General features: G+C 43.5%; 16 protein-coding genes. 13 read left to right on the top strand and 3 right to left on the bottom strand.

The features are described from left to right. From ACO1R6_RS17410 to ACO1R6_RS17465, 12 genes are all read left to right on the top strand, one after another. The coding region (locus ACO1R6_RS17410; protein WP_486266294.1) for a stage II sporulation protein M at positions 1-726 on the top strand (726 nt) is incomplete at its 5' end. Next, the gene (locus tag ACO1R6_RS17415; RefSeq protein ID WP_486266295.1) at positions 701-1,606 is read left to right on the top strand and encodes a hypothetical protein; all 906 of its coding nucleotides are present in this window, start codon (positions 701-703) and stop codon (positions 1,604-1,606) included. The genes ACO1R6_RS17410 and ACO1R6_RS17415, both read left to right, overlap by 26 nt. Further along, the gene (locus ACO1R6_RS17420) at positions 1,599-2,339 is read left to right on the top strand and encodes a DUF4129 domain-containing protein (protein WP_486266296.1); all 741 of its coding nucleotides are present in this window, start codon (positions 1,599-1,601) and stop codon (positions 2,337-2,339) included. The genes ACO1R6_RS17415 and ACO1R6_RS17420 overlap by 8 nt, the downstream gene beginning before the upstream one ends. Beyond that, on the top strand, positions 2,336-3,520 hold the full coding sequence (locus tag ACO1R6_RS17425; RefSeq protein ID WP_486266297.1) for a DUF4350 domain-containing protein: 1,185 nt from the start codon (positions 2,336-2,338) through the stop codon (positions 3,518-3,520). Before ACO1R6_RS17420 ends, ACO1R6_RS17425 begins: the two co-directional genes overlap by 4 nt. Before the next feature lie 15 nt (positions 3,521-3,535). Further along, entirely contained in the window at positions 3,536-4,522 is a 987-nt protein-coding gene (locus ACO1R6_RS17430; RefSeq protein WP_486266298.1) for an AAA family ATPase, read from the top strand. A gap of 317 nt (positions 4,523-4,839) precedes the next feature. Next, positions 4,840-6,171, top strand: coding sequence for a DUF58 domain-containing protein (locus ACO1R6_RS17435; protein WP_486266299.1), 1,332 nt, complete (start codon positions 4,840-4,842; stop codon positions 6,169-6,171). 411 nt (positions 6,172-6,582) lie between these two features. Then, on the top strand, positions 6,583-7,260 hold the full coding sequence (locus tag ACO1R6_RS17440; RefSeq protein ID WP_486266300.1) for an RNA polymerase sigma factor: 678 nt from the start codon (positions 6,583-6,585) through the stop codon (positions 7,258-7,260). Between the two features lie 246 nt (positions 7,261-7,506). Next, positions 7,507-8,598: a FecR family protein gene (locus tag ACO1R6_RS17445; RefSeq protein ID WP_486266302.1), complete on the top strand. Its 1,092-nt coding sequence runs from the start codon at positions 7,507-7,509 to the stop codon at positions 8,596-8,598. A gap of 173 nt (positions 8,599-8,771) precedes the next feature. Continuing rightward, entirely contained in the window at positions 8,772-12,185 is a 3,414-nt protein-coding gene (locus ACO1R6_RS17450) for a TonB-dependent receptor (protein WP_486266303.1), read from the top strand. Positions 12,186-12,203: 18 nt separating this feature from the next. Then, positions 12,204-13,679, top strand: a complete 1,476-nt coding sequence (locus ACO1R6_RS17455; protein WP_486266305.1) for a RagB/SusD family nutrient uptake outer membrane protein — start codon at positions 12,204-12,206, stop codon at positions 13,677-13,679. A gap of 188 nt (positions 13,680-13,867) precedes the next feature. Further along, complete coding sequence (locus tag ACO1R6_RS17460) at positions 13,868-15,025, top strand: plastocyanin/azurin family copper-binding protein (RefSeq protein WP_486266306.1); 1,158 nt, start codon at positions 13,868-13,870, stop codon at positions 15,023-15,025. Beyond that, positions 15,022-16,503: a PQQ-dependent sugar dehydrogenase gene (locus ACO1R6_RS17465; RefSeq protein WP_486266307.1), complete on the top strand. Its 1,482-nt coding sequence runs from the start codon at positions 15,022-15,024 to the stop codon at positions 16,501-16,503. Before ACO1R6_RS17460 ends, ACO1R6_RS17465 begins: the two co-directional genes overlap by 4 nt. 72 nt (positions 16,504-16,575) lie before the next feature. Here the strand turns inward: ACO1R6_RS17465 and ACO1R6_RS17470 are convergent, their stop codons facing one another. The 3 genes from ACO1R6_RS17470 to ACO1R6_RS17480 all read right to left on the bottom strand — a co-directional run bounded on the left by ACO1R6_RS17470 (position 16,576) and on the right by ACO1R6_RS17480 (position 19,638). Next, positions 16,576-17,226, bottom strand: coding sequence for a response regulator (locus tag ACO1R6_RS17470; protein WP_486266308.1), 651 nt, complete (start codon positions 17,224-17,226; stop codon positions 16,576-16,578). An 11-nt stretch (positions 17,227-17,237) separates the two neighbouring features. Beyond that, positions 17,238-18,035 (bottom strand): sensor histidine kinase, encoded by a 798-nt coding sequence (locus ACO1R6_RS17475; RefSeq protein ID WP_486266309.1) that lies wholly within the window; start codon positions 18,033-18,035, stop codon positions 17,238-17,240. A gap of 685 nt (positions 18,036-18,720) precedes the next feature. Next, on the bottom strand, positions 18,721-19,638 hold the full coding sequence (locus ACO1R6_RS17480) for a hypothetical protein (RefSeq protein WP_486266310.1): 918 nt from the start codon (positions 19,636-19,638) through the stop codon (positions 18,721-18,723). A 359-nt stretch (positions 19,639-19,997) separates the two neighbouring features. Between ACO1R6_RS17480 and ACO1R6_RS17485 the strand changes: the two genes are divergently transcribed. Beyond that, positions 19,998-20,807 (top strand): LuxR C-terminal-related transcriptional regulator, encoded by an 810-nt coding sequence (locus ACO1R6_RS17485; RefSeq protein ID WP_486266311.1) that lies wholly within the window; start codon positions 19,998-20,000, stop codon positions 20,805-20,807. Positions 20,808-21,252 lie beyond the last annotated feature (445 nt).

A 21,252-nucleotide genomic window follows, 5' to 3' on the forward strand; every position in this document is an offset into this window, starting at 1 on the left:
CAGCTTCATTGGCACCGCGATGCCCCCCAGATCCTGCGGCCGCGCATCGGGCATGGGTGGCACCGGATAGGATTCGCTTTTAGTGCCGCCTGTTTTATCGGGGCAGTTTCGGCCGCTTACGACGATACGTTTGTGCGTTTAATTTTGGGCGATGCGTACGTAAACAAAACGCTGGCTAACATCCGGAACGGCGATCCCATGGCGGTTTACAAACAAGCCGGCGAAGCCGAAATGTTTCTGACCATTACTACCAATAATATTAGAGTTTCGTTCCTGGCTTTTGTGGCGGGCATTTTGTTCTCGGTGGGTACCTTCTGGATTTTACTCCAAAACGGCATTATGCTGGGCGCTTTTCAATTTTTCTTCTATAAACAGGGTCTGCTTTTAACTTCGGTCCTTTCCGTCTGGATTCATGGTACCCTCGAAATTTCGGCCATTATTATTGCGGGCGGAGCTGGTTTTGTAATGGGCAACAGCTTTTTGTTTCCAAAAACCTATTCGCGCCTGGCGTCTTTTCAGCGCGGTGCCCGACAAGGTTTAAAAATGGTATTGGGGTTGGTGCCCATATTTATTACGGCCGGTTTTTTAGAAAGCTTTGTTACCCGCCATACCCAAATGCCGCTGGCGCTAAGTATTTCTATAATTGGGCTGTCGGCTTTATTTATTCTTTATTATTTTATATATTACCCTTACCAGCAGAATGCCAGCAAGTCGGATGCCCACTAACGAATTAATAAATTTCCGGGAAGAGCGTAATTTTAGCCAAAAACTAAATGTTACTTTTGGTTTTATCCGTCAGAATTTTAAAAAGCTTTTTCTTTGCTTATTGTACTTTGTGGTGCCTTTTGCTTTACTGGCCGGCATTTTTAACGGAATTTACGAAAGCCGTTTAAGGTTAGCAGCTTCCGGGCAACTGTATTACCGGCCCTGGGGCGAATACGGTTTTTTTCAGAATATTACCTCGCTTAATTACCTTATCAGCCTGTTCTTTATTTATCTCTGTTTTATCTTAATCAGCCTTACGGTGTATGCTTACCTGGTTATTTACATGGATAACCGGGGACAGGTAGAAATAAAAGCCGTTTGGGAAATGATAAAAAGTAATTTCCTGAACACTTTTTATGCGTCGGTAGGGGTGTTGCTTTTGTGTGTGCTGGGTTACGTATTGTTGTTTATTCCGGGTATTTATTTATCAGTAGCCTTATCTATGTTTATACTAATAATGCTGCGCGAAGATTTAGGTTTAATTGAAGCCGTAGAGCGGTCTTTGTATTTGATTAAAGATAATTGGTGGGCTACGTTTGGCTTGCTTTTAATGGCGGGCCTGATACAGCTAATGGTTAGTTTAATCGCTTACCTACCGGCTTTTTTACTTAAAATATTCACGGCTTTTAAGTTGCCACTGGCCGATAACAGCCTGGTAATTGTGGCGGTAAATACGTTTGCTACGGTAGCCAGCATCTTGTTTTACGTTATTACCATTACCGCCATTGCTTTTCAATATTTTCACCTTGTCGAAATTAAAGATGGTGTTGGCCTGATGGAGAAAGTTAATTTAATCGGGCAAAACCCGGAAAGCGTAGTGGCCGATGACCAGGATGCGTAAAAGGTTAAAGTATCTGTGGTGGGCGCTTTTTAGCTTTTTTGTATTGGCGTTGGCCGAGCCGCATAATGTTGCTCTGGCCCAGGTTAAACCCCTTGATACTCCCACCGAAAAATTGCACATTCGCTACCCCGACTACCAGAAGTTAAAAGATTTACGTACAGCCCGTGAATTTAAATATGCCCAGGATGTGCGGCCCGGGCGTACCTTCTGGCAAAGATTCTGGTTTAAAATAAGGCAATTGTTAAGCCGGGTTACCAGTGCCAAGGCTTACAATGGTTTCGGGAAATACGTGTTTTACGTTATGGCCATGGCCATTGGTGTATACGCTGTGTTGCAAGTTTTACGCGTAGATTTAATTAAACTTTTTGGTCGGCAAGCCGCCACGGTGCCCTTGCCGTACACCCTGCATGCCGAAAATATTCATGAAATAAATTTTAATGCGTTAATAGCCGAAGCTGAAAACCAGGGCGATTACCGACGTGCTGTACGGTTGCATTATTTAAGTATTTTAAAAAGCCTCAGCGATAAAGATTTAATCTCCTGGAGTCCCGCTAAAACCAACCAGAGCTACTTGTCCGAAATTAAAGCCCCGCACATCCGGCACGCCTTTGGGCAAATAACCCAACTTTTTGAATATGTATGGTACGGCGGCGCTAACTTACCCGAGTCTGATTTTAAAAATATCCGGGCAACCTTACAAGGTTTACACCACACTATAAACGTACGGCCATGAACGGGTACCGCAAATATTTAATACTGCTGGGTCTGTTGTTCGGCTTTCTGGTTTTTGTAGAATATAACCGCCCGCAGCCCATTAACTGGGACCAAACCTTTGCCAACAAAGATAAAATTCCTTACGGTACCTACGTTTTATATGAGTTGCTGCCGGGTATTTTTAACCAGGCCGATATTATTCCGGTGCGGCAGCCCATCGCAAATTCTATAGAGGAGCCCGATGAAGTAGAAGCCAGTAATTACCTGTTCATCAATAAAAAGTTTGAACTTGATTCTTTGGATTTAACGGCCCTGCTGGAATATGTAAACTTTGGAAATAATGTATTTATCAGTGCCCACCTGTTTGCCGATGCCCTCCAGGATACTTTGCATTTCGATACGAATATAACCCGGAAACCAACCACCGATTCTGTGGCGCTGGTTTTTACCCATCCGGCTTTAAAAAGGAAAAAACTAGCCCGCTACGCCCGGCAAAATGTTACTTTCTATTTGGATAGTTTACCCACGGGCAACGTAACCATACTGGGTAAAACAGCCACCGGTGAGCCTAATTTTGTGCGGATACCGTTTGGAGCGGGTAATTTTTATTTAAATACCGTGCCGCTGGCTTTTAGCAATTACCACGTTATTTCCAACGGCGGGGCCAATTACGCGGCTTTGGCCTTGTCGCATTTGCCGGTTCAAACTGTTTTCTGGGACGAATACCAGAAACAAGGCCGCGCCCAGGACGATTCGGTTTTCCGGGTTTTAATGGCGCATGAACCCCTGCGGTGGGCTTATTATCTTACTTTAGCGGGCTTGCTGGTGTTTTTACTTTTCGAGAGTAAACGTACGCAGCGCATTATTCCGGTACTCGAAAAACCGAAAAATACTACCTTAGAGTTTGTGCAGGTGGTGGGTAACTTGTACTTCAACTACAAAAGCCATTTAATTATTGCCGATAAAAAGATAAACTACTTTTGGGAGTACCTGCGTTTGCATTACCACGAAGCCACGCCCACCCAAATAGACCGCGAACTGGAAGAAAGAGTAGCGGCTAAATCGGGCATGGCCTTAACCCAGGTAATAGAATTATTTACGTCTATCCAAACGGTAAAAGCCAGCAGCAGTATTACCGAAGCCCAACTGTGGGATTTAAATACAAACCTCGAAAATTTTTACGCGCAGGCCCATGCCTAGTGCCAATCGTATAACATGGAAGAAACAATATTGGGCCTGAATACCCAAACCGATTTTTCGGAATTGCAAGCGGCGGTAACGGAAATTAAAGCCGAACTGCATAAAGTTATTGTGGGGCAGGAGCCACTGATTGATTTATTGCTGGTTGCTTTACTCGCCGATGGCCACGTGTTAATAGAAGGCGTGCCGGGAATTGCCAAAACCTTAACCGCTAAATTGATAGCCCGTACAGTAGCCGTTGGGTTTAGCCGCATCCAGTTTACGCCCGACTTAATGCCTTCCGATGTGTTGGGTACTTCGGTGTTTCATCCTGGTTCGGCCACTTTTGAGTTTAAACCCGGCCCTATTTTCTCTAATATTGTTTTAATCGACGAAATAAACCGCGCCCCGGCCAAAACCCAGTCGTTGTTGTTTGAGGTAATGGAAGAGCAGCATATTACCCACGACGGCAAGGTTTACCCGCTAGAAGCGCCTTTTGTGGTATTGGCTACGCAAAACCCAATTGAGCAGGAGGGAACCTACCGGCTACCCGAAGCTCAGCTCGACCGGTTTATGTTTAAAATATTAGTAGAATACCCTAGCCTGGCCGAAGAAATTGCCATTCTGGCGGTGCACCATACCCAGAAATCTTTGGCCGAAGAACTCGAAAATATAAAGCCGGTGCTTACCGCCGCTAAAATAACCGAACTGCGCCGGCAGGTAAAAAGCGTACACGTAGATGCCAACGTAATGGAATATATTGCCCAACTGGTGGTACAAACGCGGGCAAATAAATTTTTGTATTTAGGCGCTTCGCCGCGTGCTTCGCTGGCTTTGCTTAACAGTGCCAAAGCCTTGGCAGCCATCCGAAACCGCGGTTTTGTAACGCCCACCGATATTCAGGAACTGGCGCCGGCAGTGTTGCGACACCGGATATTGCTAACCCCCGAAAAGGAAATGGAAGGTACCACTCCCGATGAGGTTATCAAGCAAATTATCCAGAAAATAGAAGTACCCCGGTAAGAATTATGAATTAGAAATTATGAATTAGAAATAATTCTGAGATGATGGTTCTCCAATTCATATACAGAAAAGGACTTCTGGTCATTTAGAAGAATATAACCGGCAGGTAGCAGATAAGATTATTTTAGATCAGCCGGGTTGATTGTTTTTTTTATTTTGAAGCACAATCTCGGTTTAATAAGGTATTATAAGCTCATATCTGATTAACTTAAATTATACAGTAAAAGCTTAGTTCTTTGTAAGTAACCAATTTGGCCATTTATTACTTACAACTTAATACTTAAAACTTACCACTTAAAACGTACTACTTATTCCCTGTGCAGTTTATCCGAAGTTTATACTTTTCGCGGTTTTTCTTTTATGTTGTAGCGGGAGCGGTCGTTTTATTTGTGCTCGCGTTTTTCTTTCCGGCCATTTTGCTGGCGGTTAAAATGGCTTTTTTAATATTTACAGCCATGTTGCTGTTAGATGCGGCCGTTATTTTTATCCGGCAGAAAGGCGTTTTTGCCCAGCGGCACCTGGCCGAAAAATTATCAAATGGCAGCCCGAATCCAATATTTATTTACCTCGAAAACCGCTATCCGTTTAAAATAAATACCGAAGTTATCGACGAGCTGCCCTTTCAGTTTCAGAAGCGTGATAATCTATTTCGGGTGCCGGTGCCCGCCGGCGAAACCAAAATTATTCAGTACGAACTGCGACCGGTAACGCGGGGTGTTTACGTATTTGGTGCTATTAACGTGTTTGTTTACGGGCCGTTTGGCTTTGTGAAAAAGCGGTACCAGTTTGCCCAAAATCAAAATGTGCCGGTATACCCTTCTTTTATTCAGATGCGGCAGTATGAAATAATGGCTGCTACTAACCAATTAGCGCAACTGGGAGTTAAACGCATCCGGCAGGTAGGGCATAGCGCCGAGTTTGAGCAAATACGGGCTTACGTACCCGGCGACGACCAACGCACCTTAAACTGGCGGGCTACGGCCCGCAAAGGCGATTTAATGGTAAACAGCTACCAGGCCGAAAAATCGCAGCCCGTATATTTGGTAATAGACAAAGGCCGGGTTATGCAAATGCCTTTTGAGGGTCTCAGCCTTTTAGATTACGCCATAAATGCCACGCTGGTACTGGCCAATATAGCGCTTAAAAAAGAAGACAAAGCCGGCGTAATTACCTTTTCTGATGCCATAGGTACTATTTTGCCAGCCGAGCGCCGGGGCATGCAAATGCAAAAAATCCTGGATGTATTGTATAACCAGAAAACCCGGTTTTTAGAATCAGATTTTCAGCGGTTGTTTGCCACCATCCGGAGTAAAATAAAGCAGCGGAGCCTGATTATTTTGTTTACTAATTTCGAAACGTTGGCTGGCGCCCAAAGACAATTACCTTACCTGCGTCAGTTGGCGCGGCACCATTTGCTTTTAATTGTATTTTTCGAAAACACCGAAACCCGCCAGCTTTTACAGGAGCCCGCTAAAAACACCGAAGATATTTATACCAAAGCTATTGCCGAAAAATTTGCTTACGAAAAAAGACAACTGGTTAAAGAATTTAACCGACACGGCATTCAGGCCATTTTAACACCGCCCGACCAACTAACCGTAAATACCCTGAACAAATATTTAGAATTTAAAGCCCGCGGTCTTATCTAACATAGCTATTGGGTAACATATCTGGCAAACATAGTTATTACATTTAGGTGCTAGCTATTTGTTCTAAAATATGCTTGCATAAGGCTTGGGTAAGCCGGCCTAACTTGGGGTGTAAAAATTTTGTTGTAATATTTTAATTAAGTTATAACCAGTTATAAACCTATTCTTTTGCCCACCAGACCTGATTTGTGCACTAGCTTAATGGCTTTTGGCCAGGGTAGTAAAATAGAACGAATATTTTCCTTTTGTCTGCCTTAAATAAAAATAATATATTGCTTATTATTAAGCTTTAAACAAAAGTTTCCGGGCAGCTAGGGTTTCTCTTAATGCTTATTTTAGTTTAGCTTGCTTTTTACCAATTACCTAACAGAAAGCTAAAAAGTAGCCGTTTCTGTTTAAACCTAAGAAGTAATGGCCATTGCCCCCTTGCTAACATCAGAATTGACAATGGATACTGGTCTGACCAGTAAAGCAGGCCCATTTTTTACTTCTGTTTCCGGAAATTATTCCGATGATTTACAGCTATGGCAGGCGTTTAAGAATGGCGAGCGGCAGGCTTTATCGGTTATTTACCAAAAACATTTTGCAGCCCTGTACAATTACGGCCGTAAAATTTGCAAGAGCGAAGAACTGGTAAAAGATTGTATTCAGGATTTATTTATTGATCTCTGGAAAAACCGGGAAGGCTTAGGTGAAACAGATGCTATCCGGCCGTATTTATTTACCTCATTGCGCCGCAAACTGGTTTATGAACTTACAGCTGTTAGTAAAGAAAAACTTTCGACCGATGAAGCCCGTTTTCTGTCGTTTGAGTTCCAGGCTCCGCACGAAACCAGCCTTATTCTGGAACAAATAAGCACCGAACAAAAAGAAAAATTATTAGCGGCCATTAACAGCTTAACCAAACGGCAACGCGAAATAATATTTTTGCGGTTTTACGAAAACCTGGGTTACCCCGAGGTCTCTGCCATTATGGGTTTGCATATCAACTCGGCTTACGTGTTACTTTCGCAAGCAACCGAAGAGTTAAAAAAGAAACTCGGGCAGTATGCGTACTTGTGTATTTTCCTTTCTTTACTGGGCTTCTAAAGTCTGGTACCCTGGTAAGCTAATCAAGCTGGCATTAATTATTAGTTGTGGTTATACCCTTCTTGTAAAATTCCATTCTTTAAAAGTAGCTTAAAATTTAATAACAAATCTGGTTTTTTATTGCTTATTTATTATGTTTGGCTCTATTTTATTGCCTAAATACTAAATTTAAATAAATTTTAAGCAAAATCACTAAGATTTTATGGGTTTGCTCCTTATAGGTGTAAACAGGGCAAATAACGGGCTATGTCTCAGGGTAACTTAAATTTTGAGGATTTACTCGCTAATGATTATTTCATTCAGTGGGTGTTAAATCCTACGCCGGCGCACCAGCAATTCTGGACTGCCTGGAGAAACAGACATCCGGAAAGAGCTGCCGATTTGGAAAAAGCCCGGCAAATAATATTGCTGGTTAAGCACCAACCGGCTAACCCAACCGAAACTGCCGAAAAAGAGGTTTGGGACAAAATTGACAGCGCCATTACAACAGCGCAACCAGAAACAGATGCTTTGGTTTTGCCTCTTTATCCAACTGCTTCCAATGTTCCAATTAGTTGGTTTAACCGTACCCGGCGTTTAGCGGCCAGTTTGGTGTTGGTAGTATTAGCCCTGAGTTTAGGCTATTACCTGCTGTTAAAAGCAAACTACCAAAATACGCCCGTTACGTTTAAAAAATATGAAACTCCTTTGGGTAAGCGGGCAACCATTCTGTTAGCCGATGGCACGGAGGTAATTTTAAATGCCGGCAGCTCTTTGCGTTACCCCGTTACCTTTGCCGGGCAGGCCCAGCGCCAGGTACATTTACAGGGCGAAGCTTTTTTTAAAGTAGTAAAAAATAAAGAAAAAGCCTTTGTGGTAAATACCGCGGGTTTGCAGGTTAAGGTATTGGGGACCAGTTTTAACCTTAAGGCTTACCCCCAGGAAGAAACCATTCAGACAACGCTGGTAGAAGGTAAAGTAGAACTAAACCAAACTTCTGGCCAGCCCGGTGCCACCCCGACCAATGCGCCGGTTATTCTCCGGCCTAACCAAAAAGCAAATTATACAAAGCACAACGGTAAGCTAAGTTTAACTACTGTAGACCCACACTTATATACCGCCTGGATAGAAGGCAGATTAATCTTTAAAAATACCCCTTTAGGCGAAGTTATCCGGGTTTTAAACCGGACTTACAATGTGCAAATACAAATTACACAGAAGCCTTTAGAGAAATGTACACTTACTGCCGACCTGACCAGTTTGCCGCTGCCACAAGCATTAACGGCCATGTGCCGGTTGGTAGAAGCCAGGTTTACGCAAAAAGGAAATAATATAATTATTAATGGTAAAGGATGCTAACATAAATGTGCTTATGAGAAAAACAGAAAGTTAAACTTAAGATGAAAACCCACCCAAACATGCGCTACAAAATAGTTTTACCGCTCTCCATGAGTGATCAACTATCTGATAAAATCGCAAGAAAAATTTATGGATTTTAAATTCTGCTGAAATCACCTAAACAGAACAATTTAATGAGAAAATTATATCAACAAACCCGCTTTAAGGCACTACTGAGGATTACTTTAGCCCAGCTATTGGTGGTAATTCTTTTTAGCGGTAATGCTTTGGCCAAACCGGGCCGCAGCCAAAACTTTTTAGAAACCAAAGTAACCGTTACGTTAAAAGAGAGCCCTCTTTTAACGGCCTTTAAACAACTGGAAGATAAAGCCGGAATTAAGTTTGCTTATAGTCCGGAGTTTGTACAGGTAAATGTTCCGGTTACCCTCGATGCCCGCAACGTAAGACTTTCGCGGGTGCTCGACCAACTGTTGCAACCATTAAAATTAAGCTATACGGTTCTGGGCAACCAGGTATTTATTACCCGCGCTACCAACCCCGAAGAAGCTAAACAAACACCTGCCAGTTCTGGCCGGGATACCCAAAAAATGGCCGTTGATTTAGCGATTACCGGAAAAGTAACGGATGCCAAGGGTGAGCCTTTACCCGGGGTATCGGTACTGGTTAAGGGTACCAACACGGGTACGGCTACCCAAGCCGATGGTTCTTTTGAGTTAAAAGTAGCCCAGAATTCGGTAACTTTAGTATTTTCTTTTATTGGCTTTACTTCAAAGGAAGTAGTAGTTAGCCAATCAGGTAATATTAATGTTGCTTTAGAAACCGATGCCAAAGCCCTGGAAGAGGTAGTGGTAGTGGGTTACGGCACCATGAAAAAAAGCACGGTAACGGCCGCCGTATCTAAAATAGAAAACAAAATATTGGATCAGGTGCCCGCCGGCCGGCCCGAAACTGCTTTGGTAGGCCGTTTAGCCGGGGTAAATATTACCCAGGCCCGGAGCACACCCGGCTCGGCACCCGTTATCCGGATACGGGGTGCGGGATCTATCAGTGGTGGTAACGATCCTTTGGTCGTAATCGATGGTTTTCCGGGTGGTAGCCTGGGACAGATTAACATGAACGATGTAGAATCGATTGAGGTACTGAAAGACGCTTCTTCGGCCGCTATTTATGGTTCGCGGGCTGCCGGTGGGGTAATTATTGTAACCACTAAAAAAGGAAAAGCCGGTAAACCAAAGTTAGAAGTTAATGCCTACTACGGCGTGGCCACGCCCATGCTGCACGACGACTGGCTCACCGGCGAAGAATATTACAATTACATAGTTAAATATCAGAACCGGGAACTGGCCTGGGCGGGTGGCGATCCTACTTTACCCGTTTGGGGCGATGCGCGGCGTCCGGCTCAGTACCAGGTAAATCCATTGCTGCGCGATAATCCCCAAACTATCTGGCAAGACGAGGTAACCCGGACCGCACCTATGCAACGGTACAACGTAGCTACCAGTGGCGGTACCGAAAATGTACGGTATTATGTATCGGGTACCTATAATGGCGAGGAAGGAGCCGTTAAAACTGCTTCTTATAAATCGTATGGTGTACGCGCCAACTTAGATGTAAAAGTTAACAAAGTGATAAATATGGGGGTAATGATTAATCCCTCGTACGCCAAACGCCGCGCTGCCGCCACCGACATGGTAAGCTTGGTAAAATACCCGCCGTTTGTGGCGCCGCGCAACCCTGATGGTACTTACCCGAAAGCCCGCGATTATTGGGGCCAAAACGTAACCGGTCAGGCCAACCCCAACGGTATTCTTTTTGGTACCTTTAACAATGCCAATACCCTGAATAATATAGGCGAAGCTTTTGTTAGCTTAAATTTATTAGAAGGCTTAACCCTGCGCTCATCCGTAGGAACCAATATTGTAATTAACTCTTCGGATTATTTTCAGTCTAGCTATGCAACCAACAGTGGGGCTACCAATGGTACCGCCAGCGATTCGCGCAGCATTAACCTAATAAACGAAAACACCCTGAACTATACCAAAACGATTGGGGAAGTGCACACCTTTGGCGGTTTACTAGGTGCCTCTTACCAGCAAAATACGTCCCGCAGTACTGCCCTGGAAGCGGTATCCGGTTCTTTTAACAACGATATTATTCAAACCCTGAACAATGCCATTATTAACCCAACACCTACTAATACTTTCAAATCCAGTTGGGGCCTGGTTTCTTATTTTAGCCGGGTAAACTACAGCTTTAAAGAAAAATACCTCTTATCGGCTTCGTTACGTGCCGATGGAAGCTCCCGGTTTGCCCCTGATAATAAATGGGGGTATTTCCCTTCTGCTTCTGTGGGGTGGCGCGTATCGCAGGAAAACTTTATGCAAAATATTCCGGCTGTTAATGAATTAAAGTTACGGGCAAGCTACGGTACTACCGGTAATTTTAACATTGGCGATTTTGATTACTTAGGTAGAATTGTAGGCGTAAATTATGCTCCCGGCAACCAGTTGGCCAAAGGGCAGGCACAGACCACCCTTGAAAACAACCGCTTACGTTGGGAAAAAACCAATAGTTATGATATTGGGGTAGAACTGGGCTTATTTAAAAACCGCCTGAGCTTGGTAGTAGATTATTACAACAAAACCACTACCGACTTACTTTACGGCGTTTCGGTGCCGGCTATTACCGGCTTTGTTAGCGCTACTTCAAATATTGGAGAAGTAAACAACAAAGGCTTTGAAGTAGAACTAACTACGAAAAACCTGACCGGCGAATTTAACTGGTCTACCTCTTTTAACTTGTCGCGCAATTACAACAAAGTTGTAGATTTGGGTGGGGTGCAGGAGCGAACCGTGAACGATTCATTTGGTATGAACTGGCTGCTGCGTTTAGGTGAGCCGATGTTCTCGTACTACGGTTACCGCACTATTGGTGTGTTGCAAAACGCAGAGGAAATTCGTAATTCAGCAGTATTGGCGGGCTCTAAACCGGGTAACCCTAAATATGCCGATATTAACGGCGACAATAAAATAGATTCTAAAGACCGGGTAATTCTGGGTAATTTTCAACCAAAAATGTTTTTGGGTATGTCTAACGATTTTGCCTGGCGCAATTTTGATATGAGCATAACCATGCAGGCTTCTTTGGGGGCTAAAGTGTATAATTTTGAGAACCAATATTATCAGGGCAATGTGTTAGGTGCCTTGCGTCGGTCTTTGGTAGAAAACCAGTGGTGGTCAGAAGCAGAACCCGGCGATGGTAAAATGCCGGCCGCAGCCCTTAGCCAGTTAAACTTCCAGGGCATCTCGGATGTGTATATTGAGGACGCTTCTTACCTGAATATCCGGAATGTAAACCTGGGCTATACCCTGCCCAAAAGTATATCCGAACGCCTGCGCATGAGCAATTTGCGCGTGTATAGTTCTATCAGCAATCTTTTGGTTATTACCGATAAAAGTTTCCACGGCTATAACCCCGAAGGTTATACCGCCGGCGAGATTGGGGGAATTAACAGCCGTCCTGGCTATAACAGCGGTTCGGAGCCCATTAACCGGGTAGTTACCTTGGGTGTAAATGTAAGTTTTTAAGGATTAAAGGAAAAAGAAATGTTTAAGCATAAAATATATATAAAAGGCTTGTTGTGCCTGACCCTGGCCCTGGGTGCTTGTCACGATGAATTGTTAGAGCCTAATCCGGAGTCGGTACTAACTACTACTAATTTTTTTAGATCGGCCAGAGATATAGATCAGGCGGTTTTGGGTATTTACAATCGTATGCAAACCCGTAAGCCAACAGATTACCTGCTGCTCGAAGTACCAACCGATAACCTGTACCTGTCGGCCAATACTTCGGTTGCCGGGGCGCCGGAGCTGGATGTGCTGGCCCCTACCACGACCAACGATTTGGCCGGTAACTACTGGGAAGCAAATTTTAACGGTATTTTCCGGGCCAATTCGGTTTTAGCCAATATTGAGCGGCCTACCGATTACAAAGCTGGCCAAAAAGAGCAATTTATCGGCGAAGCCAAATTTATGAGGGCTTTGTTTTATTTTGATATGGTGCGTGTTTTTGGCGGGGTGCCCAAAGTAACCACTATTCTCTCAATTGCCGAGGCAGAACAAGTACAGCGGGCTACTGAAGAAGAAATCTACAATTTAATTGTAGAAGATTTAAAAGATGCCGTTGATAAGTTGCCGTTGCAAAATGCTATTACGCCTGGCCGGGCCTCTAAAGGCGCGGCAGTAGCCTTGCTGGGAAAAGTATACGTTTACCGGAAAGACTGGAACAATGCCAAAACTTATTTAGAGCAGGCTATTACCCAGTTTAACTACGCGCTGCAGCCAAACTTTGCCGATTTATTTAAACTTTCTACCGAAGACAACAAGGAGTTGATTTTGGTAGTTAAATATTTAGAAGGTACCAATGGGCAGGGCTTATCCACAGCATTTATTCCTAACGGTGGAGCCCCCGGCATTGTAGATCGGGGCGCAGAAGTAGCCTTGCCTTCGTGGAGCCTGCACAAAAAGTTTGAAGAAGGCGATACCCGCAAAGCAGCTACAATAACCGAAATGTGGCGGTCGCCAACTAAACCCAACGATCCGTTAATCTGGTATCCGTTTGTGAGTAAATACGCCATTCCGCACGTTTATGGGTCTTCGGGCTTAGATTTGCCGGTACTACGCTTAGCCGATATTATTTTATTATATGCCGAGGCCCTGTACGAATTAAACCAGCCGCAGCAAGCCTTGGATCAAATAAATAAAATCCGCGCAAGGGCTTTTGGCAATGCTTCTAAAAATTATACCTTGGCAGATATTCCGAACCGGGATGCGTTTATTGATAAATTATTACTGGAGCGGCAACTAGAACTGGCTTACGAAAATGAGCGTTGGTTTGATTTAGTCCGGACGGGCCGTTACATGACGGTGCTTACCCGCGAAGAACGTTCTTATAATAATACTACCAAAACTTCTTTGTCGGTGCCGCTTACGCCCAATGTAAATTTAAAATATTTCCCTATTCCGCAACGGCAAATCGACCAGTCGGCTCCGGGTATATTGGCCCAGAATACCGGTTATTAATCTTAGTGGCCAGTACCTAAATTGCAATTAATTTCTGGCCATTAGTAACCCGCAAGAGCCACGTTTGTAACCTGCAAACGTGGCTCTTGTAATCGGTAGGTATCAGATAGAAGCCGGAATTTTTATTCGGCTTTTTGCAGAATTTAAAATTAAGTACATTGGTCTTTTCTTAATGTCTTGCTTCTTACATGCGTATTTACCAACCGAATAAGTTTTTTATACTATTTGCCGGATTTTTACTCGCGTTGCAGTTTTGTTCCCCAGTCCACGCGCAAACCACCCCCGATTCTGTTGTTACCATCCGGATGGATGCTTTAATCGGGTTGCAGTTTAATGTAGTCCGGTTTGGCGTAAAGCCCGGGGCTCGCGTTAAAATAGTTTTTTCTAACTCCGACGATATGAGCCACAATTTGCTTATTACCAAACCCGGTACCCGCCTGGAGGTAGTAAATGCCGCTTTAAAGTTAGGCGAAGATGGCCCCCGGATAAATTATGTGCCTAAAATGGAGCAGGTTTTGTGGGCCATACCGGTAGTAGTGCCCGACCAAACCCAAACCTTAACTTTTAAAGCCCCGCAAACGCCTGGTGTTTACCCCTACGTTTGTACTTTTCCCGGGCACGGCTTTGTTATGTACGGTGCCATGTACGTAAGCCCCGATGCTAAGCTGCCGCCCATTTCTACCGACGAAAATATTCCGCCTACCCGCCGGAAAGAGCAACCAACTGCATCGGCTAAAGCTACTGGCCACAAGGGCCACGCCCCAACCATTCCCCAGCCTTGGCACCCTTACCCAACTGTAGCGCCTTATTTTTACCGGGTTTATATTAAAGATGCCAGCCCGGCCGCCATTGCGGTTTGTTTACCCCACGAGCTGGCTTATACCTGGGATGCCGGTACTTGCCGCCTGCGCTACGCCTGGTCGGGTGGTTTCCTGGATAATTCCGATCTGTGGAAAGGCAAAGGCGATGCAGAAGCAAAAATTACAGGCACGGTTTTCTTTCGCGATAAAACAGATTTCCCGATTACTTTAGATAAAGAAGCAACCGTGCCGGTGGTGCAGTATAAAGGCTATAAATTGCTTGACCGCTACCCGGAGTTCCGGTATACCCTAAACGGCACCGAAGTGTACGAATTAATAAAGCCTAAACCCGATGGCTCCGGTTTAATCCGCAGTTTTCGTTTGCCCAAGGTTAAGCAAAAAATCTGGTTTAATATTCATCCCGAAGATGGTGTTACGTACCAGGCCTCGGCCGGAAAATGGGAGCAAGGTAAGCTCCGGCTGACGCCCCGCCAGGCTCGCGCCTTTACTATTACCATGACCCGCAAAGACGACGTTAAGCTATGAAGCTCTTTTTGATAAATATTTTTTTTATGCTATTGCTGGGGCTTAGCGGAGCTCGCTTGGTTAACCAACCAGATCCGCAGCCAGCTTACCGCGTAGAGACCATTGCCATGCCGCCGGGTTTAACCAGCGAGGTGGGGGCTTTGGAATTTATGCCCGATGGCCGTTTGGTAGCTTCTTTTACCCGCGGCGAAGTAATGTTTTACAACCCCACTACCAAAACCTGGAAATTATTTGCCGAGGGCCTGCACGACCCCTTGGGCATACTGGTGGTAAGTAATTCGGAAATATTGGTAATGCAACGCCCGGAACTTACCCGCCTGAAAGATACAGACGGCGATGGCCAGGCCGATTTGTACGAAAATGTAACCGATGCTTTTGGCATAACCGGCAACTACCACGAGTTTAATTACGGACCGGTAAAAGATAAAGCCGGTAATTTATACATAGCCCTTAACTCTAGTTCATCGGGTGGTGGCATTCGGGAGGAGTTACGTGGCACTTTAGATACGCTGGGCAGTGCTAAAAAAGGAATGTTTTCGGTGGTGCCTTACCGGGGCTGGATTATGCAGCTTACGCCCCAGGGCGAGTTACGTCCATACGCCTCCGGTTTGCGGTCGCCGAACGGTTTAGGTTTTGATGCCGAAGGCAATTTGCTCGTAACCGATAACCAAGGCGACTGGATTGGTACCAGCCCGCTGCACCACGTACAGGAAGGCAAGTTTTACGGTCATCCCGCTAGTTTAATCTGGCAGAAAGATTGGAACCGGGGTAATCCTTCGCGGCTACCTTACCCCGTACTCGATAAAATGCGTACGCCCGGCGCCGTATTATTTCCGCAGGGTGTTATTGCCAACTCGCCTACCCAACCACTTTGCGATATTACTGGTGGTAAATTCGGGCCTTTTGGCGGGCAAATATTTGTGGGCGAAATGAACCAGGGCCGCATTGTACGGGTAATGCTGGAGAGGGTAGGCGGGGAGCTGCAAGGGGCTTGTATGCCTTTTCTGGATGAACAAGGTTTACGCAAGGGCAATAACCGCCTGGCTTTTGCACCCGATGGCAGTTTGTGGGTGGGCCAGAATGCCCACGGCTGGGCCGGCGATATGGGTATCCAACGAATTGTTTATACCGGCACACCACCCATGGATGTGTACAGCATGAACCTAACTCCCGAAGGTTTTGATTTAACCTTTACCCAACCCGTTGCGCCGGCTACCGCTACCAACCCTAAAAATTACCAGTTCCGGCATTACCATTACGAATATCACCGCGAGTATGGCTCCAAACAATTCGATGTGCAGGAAATTCCGGTTACGGAGATAAAGCTATCCAGCGATGGCAAAAAAGTATCGCTGAAGCTGGCCTCACTAAAACCGGGCTATGTGTATGAGTTACGCTTAGGTAATATTTCTAACGCTGCGGGCCGACCACTGGCTAATAAAACTATTTGCTATACCCTCAATAAGCTTAAAAGCTAAGCTTAACCAGCAAATTGGTTTTTCAAAGCAAGTATTTGTTTAAAGTATCGGCTTTAGATAGAAAGCAGTTTATTACTCAATCTTAAAGATGCTGTGTTTAATGGCGTAAATAACCAAACCCACGCGCGAAACAACTTCCAGTTTCCGGAACAAGGTTTCCCGGATGGCTTCTACGGTGCGGGGGTGTACTTCTAAAAGCGGCGCAAAAGATTTGTAAGGCAATTCGGTGCAGGCTAATTTTAGAAATGCCTTTTCCCGGTCGGTAAGTTCTACTTTGGGTTGTTTGGGCTGGTGCAGCCCTTTAATTAATATTTCGGTTACCCGGTTGGTATAATAAGAGCCTTTCTGGATTAAAGTTTTCAGGGCTTGTTCTAATTCAGCGGGGTCGGCGTTTTTAAGTACATAACCATTTACCCCCGATTGTAGCATTCTCAGAATAGATTCGTCGTCGTTGTGCATCGAAAGGGCTAATATTTTTACTTCGGGATAACGTTGCTCTAGCCACCGGGCCGTTTCGTAGCCATCCATTACCGGCATGCTAATATCCAGCAACACTACTTCGGGCAAGTTTTGCGGCGATAATTTCTGAATAAATTCTTTCCCGTTCTCGGCTTCCCACAGCACCGTGTACCCATTAAAATCGTTAATTAACTCTAGCATTCCTTTCCGGAATAATTTATGATCGTCTACAAGTGCAACTTTAATGGTTTCGGTGGGTAGCATACAGGTTAAGTTTAGGGGGTAGGTAATATAAGTTGGGCCAGGCAGCCCTCGCCGGGTTTACTTTGCAGGCTAAATTCGGCCCCAATTAAATTGGCTCGGTAGTACATATTATTGGCGCCAATGCCTTTTACCGGCTCATCGGGTTTATAAACCGAGTCTACATCAAAGCCCTGGCCATCGTCTTTAATGCTTAAAATTATTTTGCCGGGCAAATACATGAGCAATACCGATATATTTTTGGCGCCGGCGTGTTTAATAATATTATTCAGGGCTTCCTGGGCAATTCTAAAGACAATCAGCTTTTTCTCGGGCTCCAGAGGCCTTTCCGGTCCGTGTACTTCCAGGTTCGTTTCGTACAATTCGGTTCTCTGAATCAGGTTTAACTGAAACCGCAACGAATCGGCTAAACTTTGCTGACTTACATATTCGGTGTTTAATCTTTTCGATAAGTCGCGTAAATCTTCAATGGCTTTATCCAGGAGTTCTTTACTCGTAATTATTTTGCGTTCACTGGGGCTGTTTTCTTCGGCTTTAATGGTACTAATATTCAAACGAATCAGCGACAAAATCTGGCCAATATTGTCGTGGATTTCCTGGGAAATAGTCCGGAACGTTTGCTCCTGCATTTCCAGTTGGGCTTTTAAAATTTCTTGTTGATAAATGTTCTTTAAATCGCGCACTTCAAGTAAATGTTTTTTAGAACGGGCCTGGTATTTTAATATAGCCATTATAACCGCTACCATTAAAACAACCATTAAAATGGTAGCGGTTATAACGCTAATGAATATTTCTTTCTCTGAATCGAGCACAGAAATGCTATTGAAAAACAGATATACAGGATGTAGTTTAAGCATTTAATTATCAGCCGATGTAAACTTTGGGCCAAATCATGATTTTGCTGTAATAAATCGTCATAAATAATATTAAAGGAAAAGATTCCTGCATGAAATATCAGTAATCCCAAACAAATCCAAAATATCGGTAGCCTGAAAATAGAAATTTCGGCATTGGGCTGAATCGTAAAAAGCGTAATCAAACTCCAGCTTATCAATAAAACGCCTGATAAATTAAAATTTAAACCTGGGTAATCTTTTAACTCAATAATGTGAAACGAAAGCAGCAAGCTAAATACTATAAACAAGGGTATCGACAGGAGAATAAATTTTTTAACCTGTTTACTAATATTTAAGGAAAAGAAATATGCCAATAAGGCGTATTCTAATGGAATATACAAATGATAAATAAACTGATAATCCGAAATAGCATATCCCCAACCATAACGCAGCACATTCACAATTAACTCTGTAACTACAGAAAGACTAAGTAGAACCGGAAAAACTTTCAGGCTTTTATTCTGCTCAAAAGAGGGGTAGGCATATAAGCAAATAACAAAACTTGAGAATAGGAAGAATAAATAAAGTATTTGGTAGATGCTCATAGTCGGTAGGAAAAGGCTATGCAAAATTCATAGCCTGCTTGAACATTATAAATAAGTTACTTTATTGAATCTTTTTCTGCAAAATGTTCAAAGGTTTTAACATTTTCACCATCAGTACCTCCAACTTCATAGATTAAAGCAACTTCTGGCTGGCGAGCTTTATTCGGGTTATCATAAAGTATTGAATCATTGGGTTTGTCAATATAAATTATACTCGGTAATTTCCCAGGGATATTACGGGGCCAAGAAGCATTAGGATTAGAACCAGTAGGTTTTGTATCAATACCAATATCATGATTGTTATTAGTTACCCCTACTAGAATAATAGAAGGTTTACGGTCTATATCTAATCCAGTTTTGGACGGGCCTAAACAATAATATGCCTTTATACCAGTACAATTTGGTTGAGCCAAAAGCATTGAAACAGCTTGCTTACTGAATGAAATTTGATAAACCAATTCTTTTGAAAGTTCTACTTTAATTTGTTGAATAATCAGTTTTTGTGCTTTTTCAAGGTCTTCTTCAGTATAATTATTTTTAAATGAGGATTTACTAAAATTGTTTTTTACAGATTTTTCTATTTTACTAGAAAATTCTGTATAAAAATCTAATACTAGTCTGTTAGCTAAATTTCTTGAAATTAGATCCCCATAACTCTCTACTCCGGTTGGATTTTTTATTTGTAAATTATATTGCATAGATCTTAGATCTCTATTTTGAATTGGTACTCTTCCGTTTTCATAGATATAACCTTCTTGAGATAATGTAGGCTTAGGTTTTGCGTTTTGTTGTATTGTATTGTCTTCATCCTGCTGTCCGTTAGTTTCGGAACTTAGGTTTCGGTCATTAGTAGGTTGCTCCTCCATTTTAGTACTTCTATTACAAGTAGCTAGTGTCCAGCCCAAGACTATTAATATTATCCACCAACTAAATGATCCCAATCTTTTTACTAAAGTAGGTTTTGTGGTTTCCATAAGTGTTTTATTTATTATTTAAGAAGATGTAATTGTATTTTCCTGAGTAAGATATGTATTTATTTCGGTAGATATATACCCATTAAATAGTTCTTAAACTTTCTATAAAACTTGTTTTTTAATAAGTTATTGATAATTAGTGCGTTGTGTTTGTTAAGATGTGTTTTTATGTGAATTTTCCCATAAAGTTTGTGATAATTTACATCTATATAACTTAAATTCTCCCTTCCCTATAAAGCTTATAAACCCACTTCTAAAATGAGTAAAGCCTCATTGTGAGACAATTAACAAAAGGTGAGTTTTGCATGGTCGGGAGCGGATATGCTGGCCGGCTATTGTAAACCTTAACCGCTTTTATCATGGAAACCTTGTTTAAACCCAATTGTACAAGAACAGGCGTAGATGCTTACCAGAAAGTAATGCGGCTTTGGCAAAACCAGCCGTACGCACCCGACCAGGACGATAATATTCTGGAGCAGATAATCCGAACGAACCCTTTGCTGCGGCAGGTGTTGCACGCCGGACCCTGCGTAACGTATGTGTTGGATGTCCGGACGCGGGAGTACGTGTTTATGAGCGAGAACGTCCGGAAGTTGTGGGGCTACCCCGCCCAGGCTTTTACCGATGAGGGCCTGCCTTTTACCAAAAGTTTAATGCACCCCGACGATGGCGTGCGGCTCTGGCCTTTGCTGCGCCAGGTTTGGGAATATTTGATTGGGCTCCCCAATAACCGCCGCCCCGATTACCAGTACAATTGCGAGTACCGGTTAAGAAAAGCCAATGGCAGCTATGCGCGCCTGCTGGAGCAAAATACCATTCTGCAAACCGATGTGAAAGGCAATATTACGCACTTGCTGGGCGTGTGCACCGATATAAGTAACTGGAAAAAGGGCGATGTGCTTACGGCTAGTGTAGTAGCCCCCGACGATGCCGATTGTTTAGTTTGCACCTCCTTAGACGAAGAATTAAGGCCGCAGGAATTATTAAGCCTCCGCGAAAAAGAAGTTTTAAAACTAATTTCGGAAGGTTACAGCAGTAAACTAATTGCCGACCAGTTGGGCATTAGTTTTCATACGGTTAATACCCACCGCTCCAATATTATTCAGAAAACCAGCACCAGCAACACCGGCGAGTTGGTACAATTTGCCATCCGGTCGGGGTTAATTTAAGTTACCATTTGTTAAAATTCTAAACAGATTCCATTCGATAACCCGGTTAACTATTTTAGTTGACCGGGTTTTTACTTTTATACCCCGCCAGAACTTTTACCAATATAGCCAGCTGCATTTCCGGGTTAATTCCTTGGCTAAACGAGCCAGCAAAGTGGAGTCATTTTTAAATATTACCAACACTTCTGTACCCGACGAACCGGCCGTTTACATAATTCTCTCAACTTGCACTTCAGCATTTATAAAAATATCTACCCGCTGAAAAAAAAATATTCTTCGTTTCCAGCTTTTTAAAATGGTTTTAAGAAATATATAATACCTTATTTGAAACAGTACCTTGCTTTACATAGTACTATATACTACTTTTGTTTCAGCAGTAGGTTATTGAAGTAACAACAACTCTTTTTAGACCCAATGCCAAGGCAAAATGCCCCTAAACCGACCA

Source organism: Adhaeribacter sp. (assembly GCF_057359045.1).

Coding starts and splice junctions, on each gene's coding strand:
- ACO1R6_RS17455 (WP_486266305.1), top strand. CDS start 12,204: ATGTTTAAGCATAAAATATATATAAAAGGCTTGTTGTGCCTGACCCTG.
- ACO1R6_RS17415 (WP_486266295.1), top strand. CDS start 701: ATGCCAGCAAGTCGGATGCCCACTAACGAATTAATAAATTTCCGGGAA.
- ACO1R6_RS17440 (WP_486266300.1), top strand. CDS start 6,583: ATGGCCATTGCCCCCTTGCTAACATCAGAATTGACAATGGATACTGGT.
- ACO1R6_RS17420 (WP_486266296.1), top strand. CDS start 1,599: ATGCGTAAAAGGTTAAAGTATCTGTGGTGGGCGCTTTTTAGCTTTTTT.
- ACO1R6_RS17445 (WP_486266302.1), top strand. CDS start 7,507: ATGTCTCAGGGTAACTTAAATTTTGAGGATTTACTCGCTAATGATTAT.
- ACO1R6_RS17450 (WP_486266303.1), top strand. CDS start 8,772: ATGAGAAAATTATATCAACAAACCCGCTTTAAGGCACTACTGAGGATT.
- ACO1R6_RS17470 (WP_486266308.1), bottom strand. CDS start 17,226: ATGCTACCCACCGAAACCATTAAAGTTGCACTTGTAGACGATCATAAA.
- ACO1R6_RS17480 (WP_486266310.1), bottom strand. CDS start 19,638: ATGGAAACCACAAAACCTACTTTAGTAAAAAGATTGGGATCATTTAGT.
- ACO1R6_RS17425 (WP_486266297.1), top strand. CDS start 2,336: ATGAACGGGTACCGCAAATATTTAATACTGCTGGGTCTGTTGTTCGGC.
- ACO1R6_RS17460 (WP_486266306.1), top strand. CDS start 13,868: ATGCGTATTTACCAACCGAATAAGTTTTTTATACTATTTGCCGGATTT.
- ACO1R6_RS17465 (WP_486266307.1), top strand. CDS start 15,022: ATGAAGCTCTTTTTGATAAATATTTTTTTTATGCTATTGCTGGGGCTT.
- ACO1R6_RS17485 (WP_486266311.1), top strand. CDS start 19,998: ATGGAAACCTTGTTTAAACCCAATTGTACAAGAACAGGCGTAGATGCT.
- ACO1R6_RS17430 (WP_486266298.1), top strand. CDS start 3,536: ATGGAAGAAACAATATTGGGCCTGAATACCCAAACCGATTTTTCGGAA.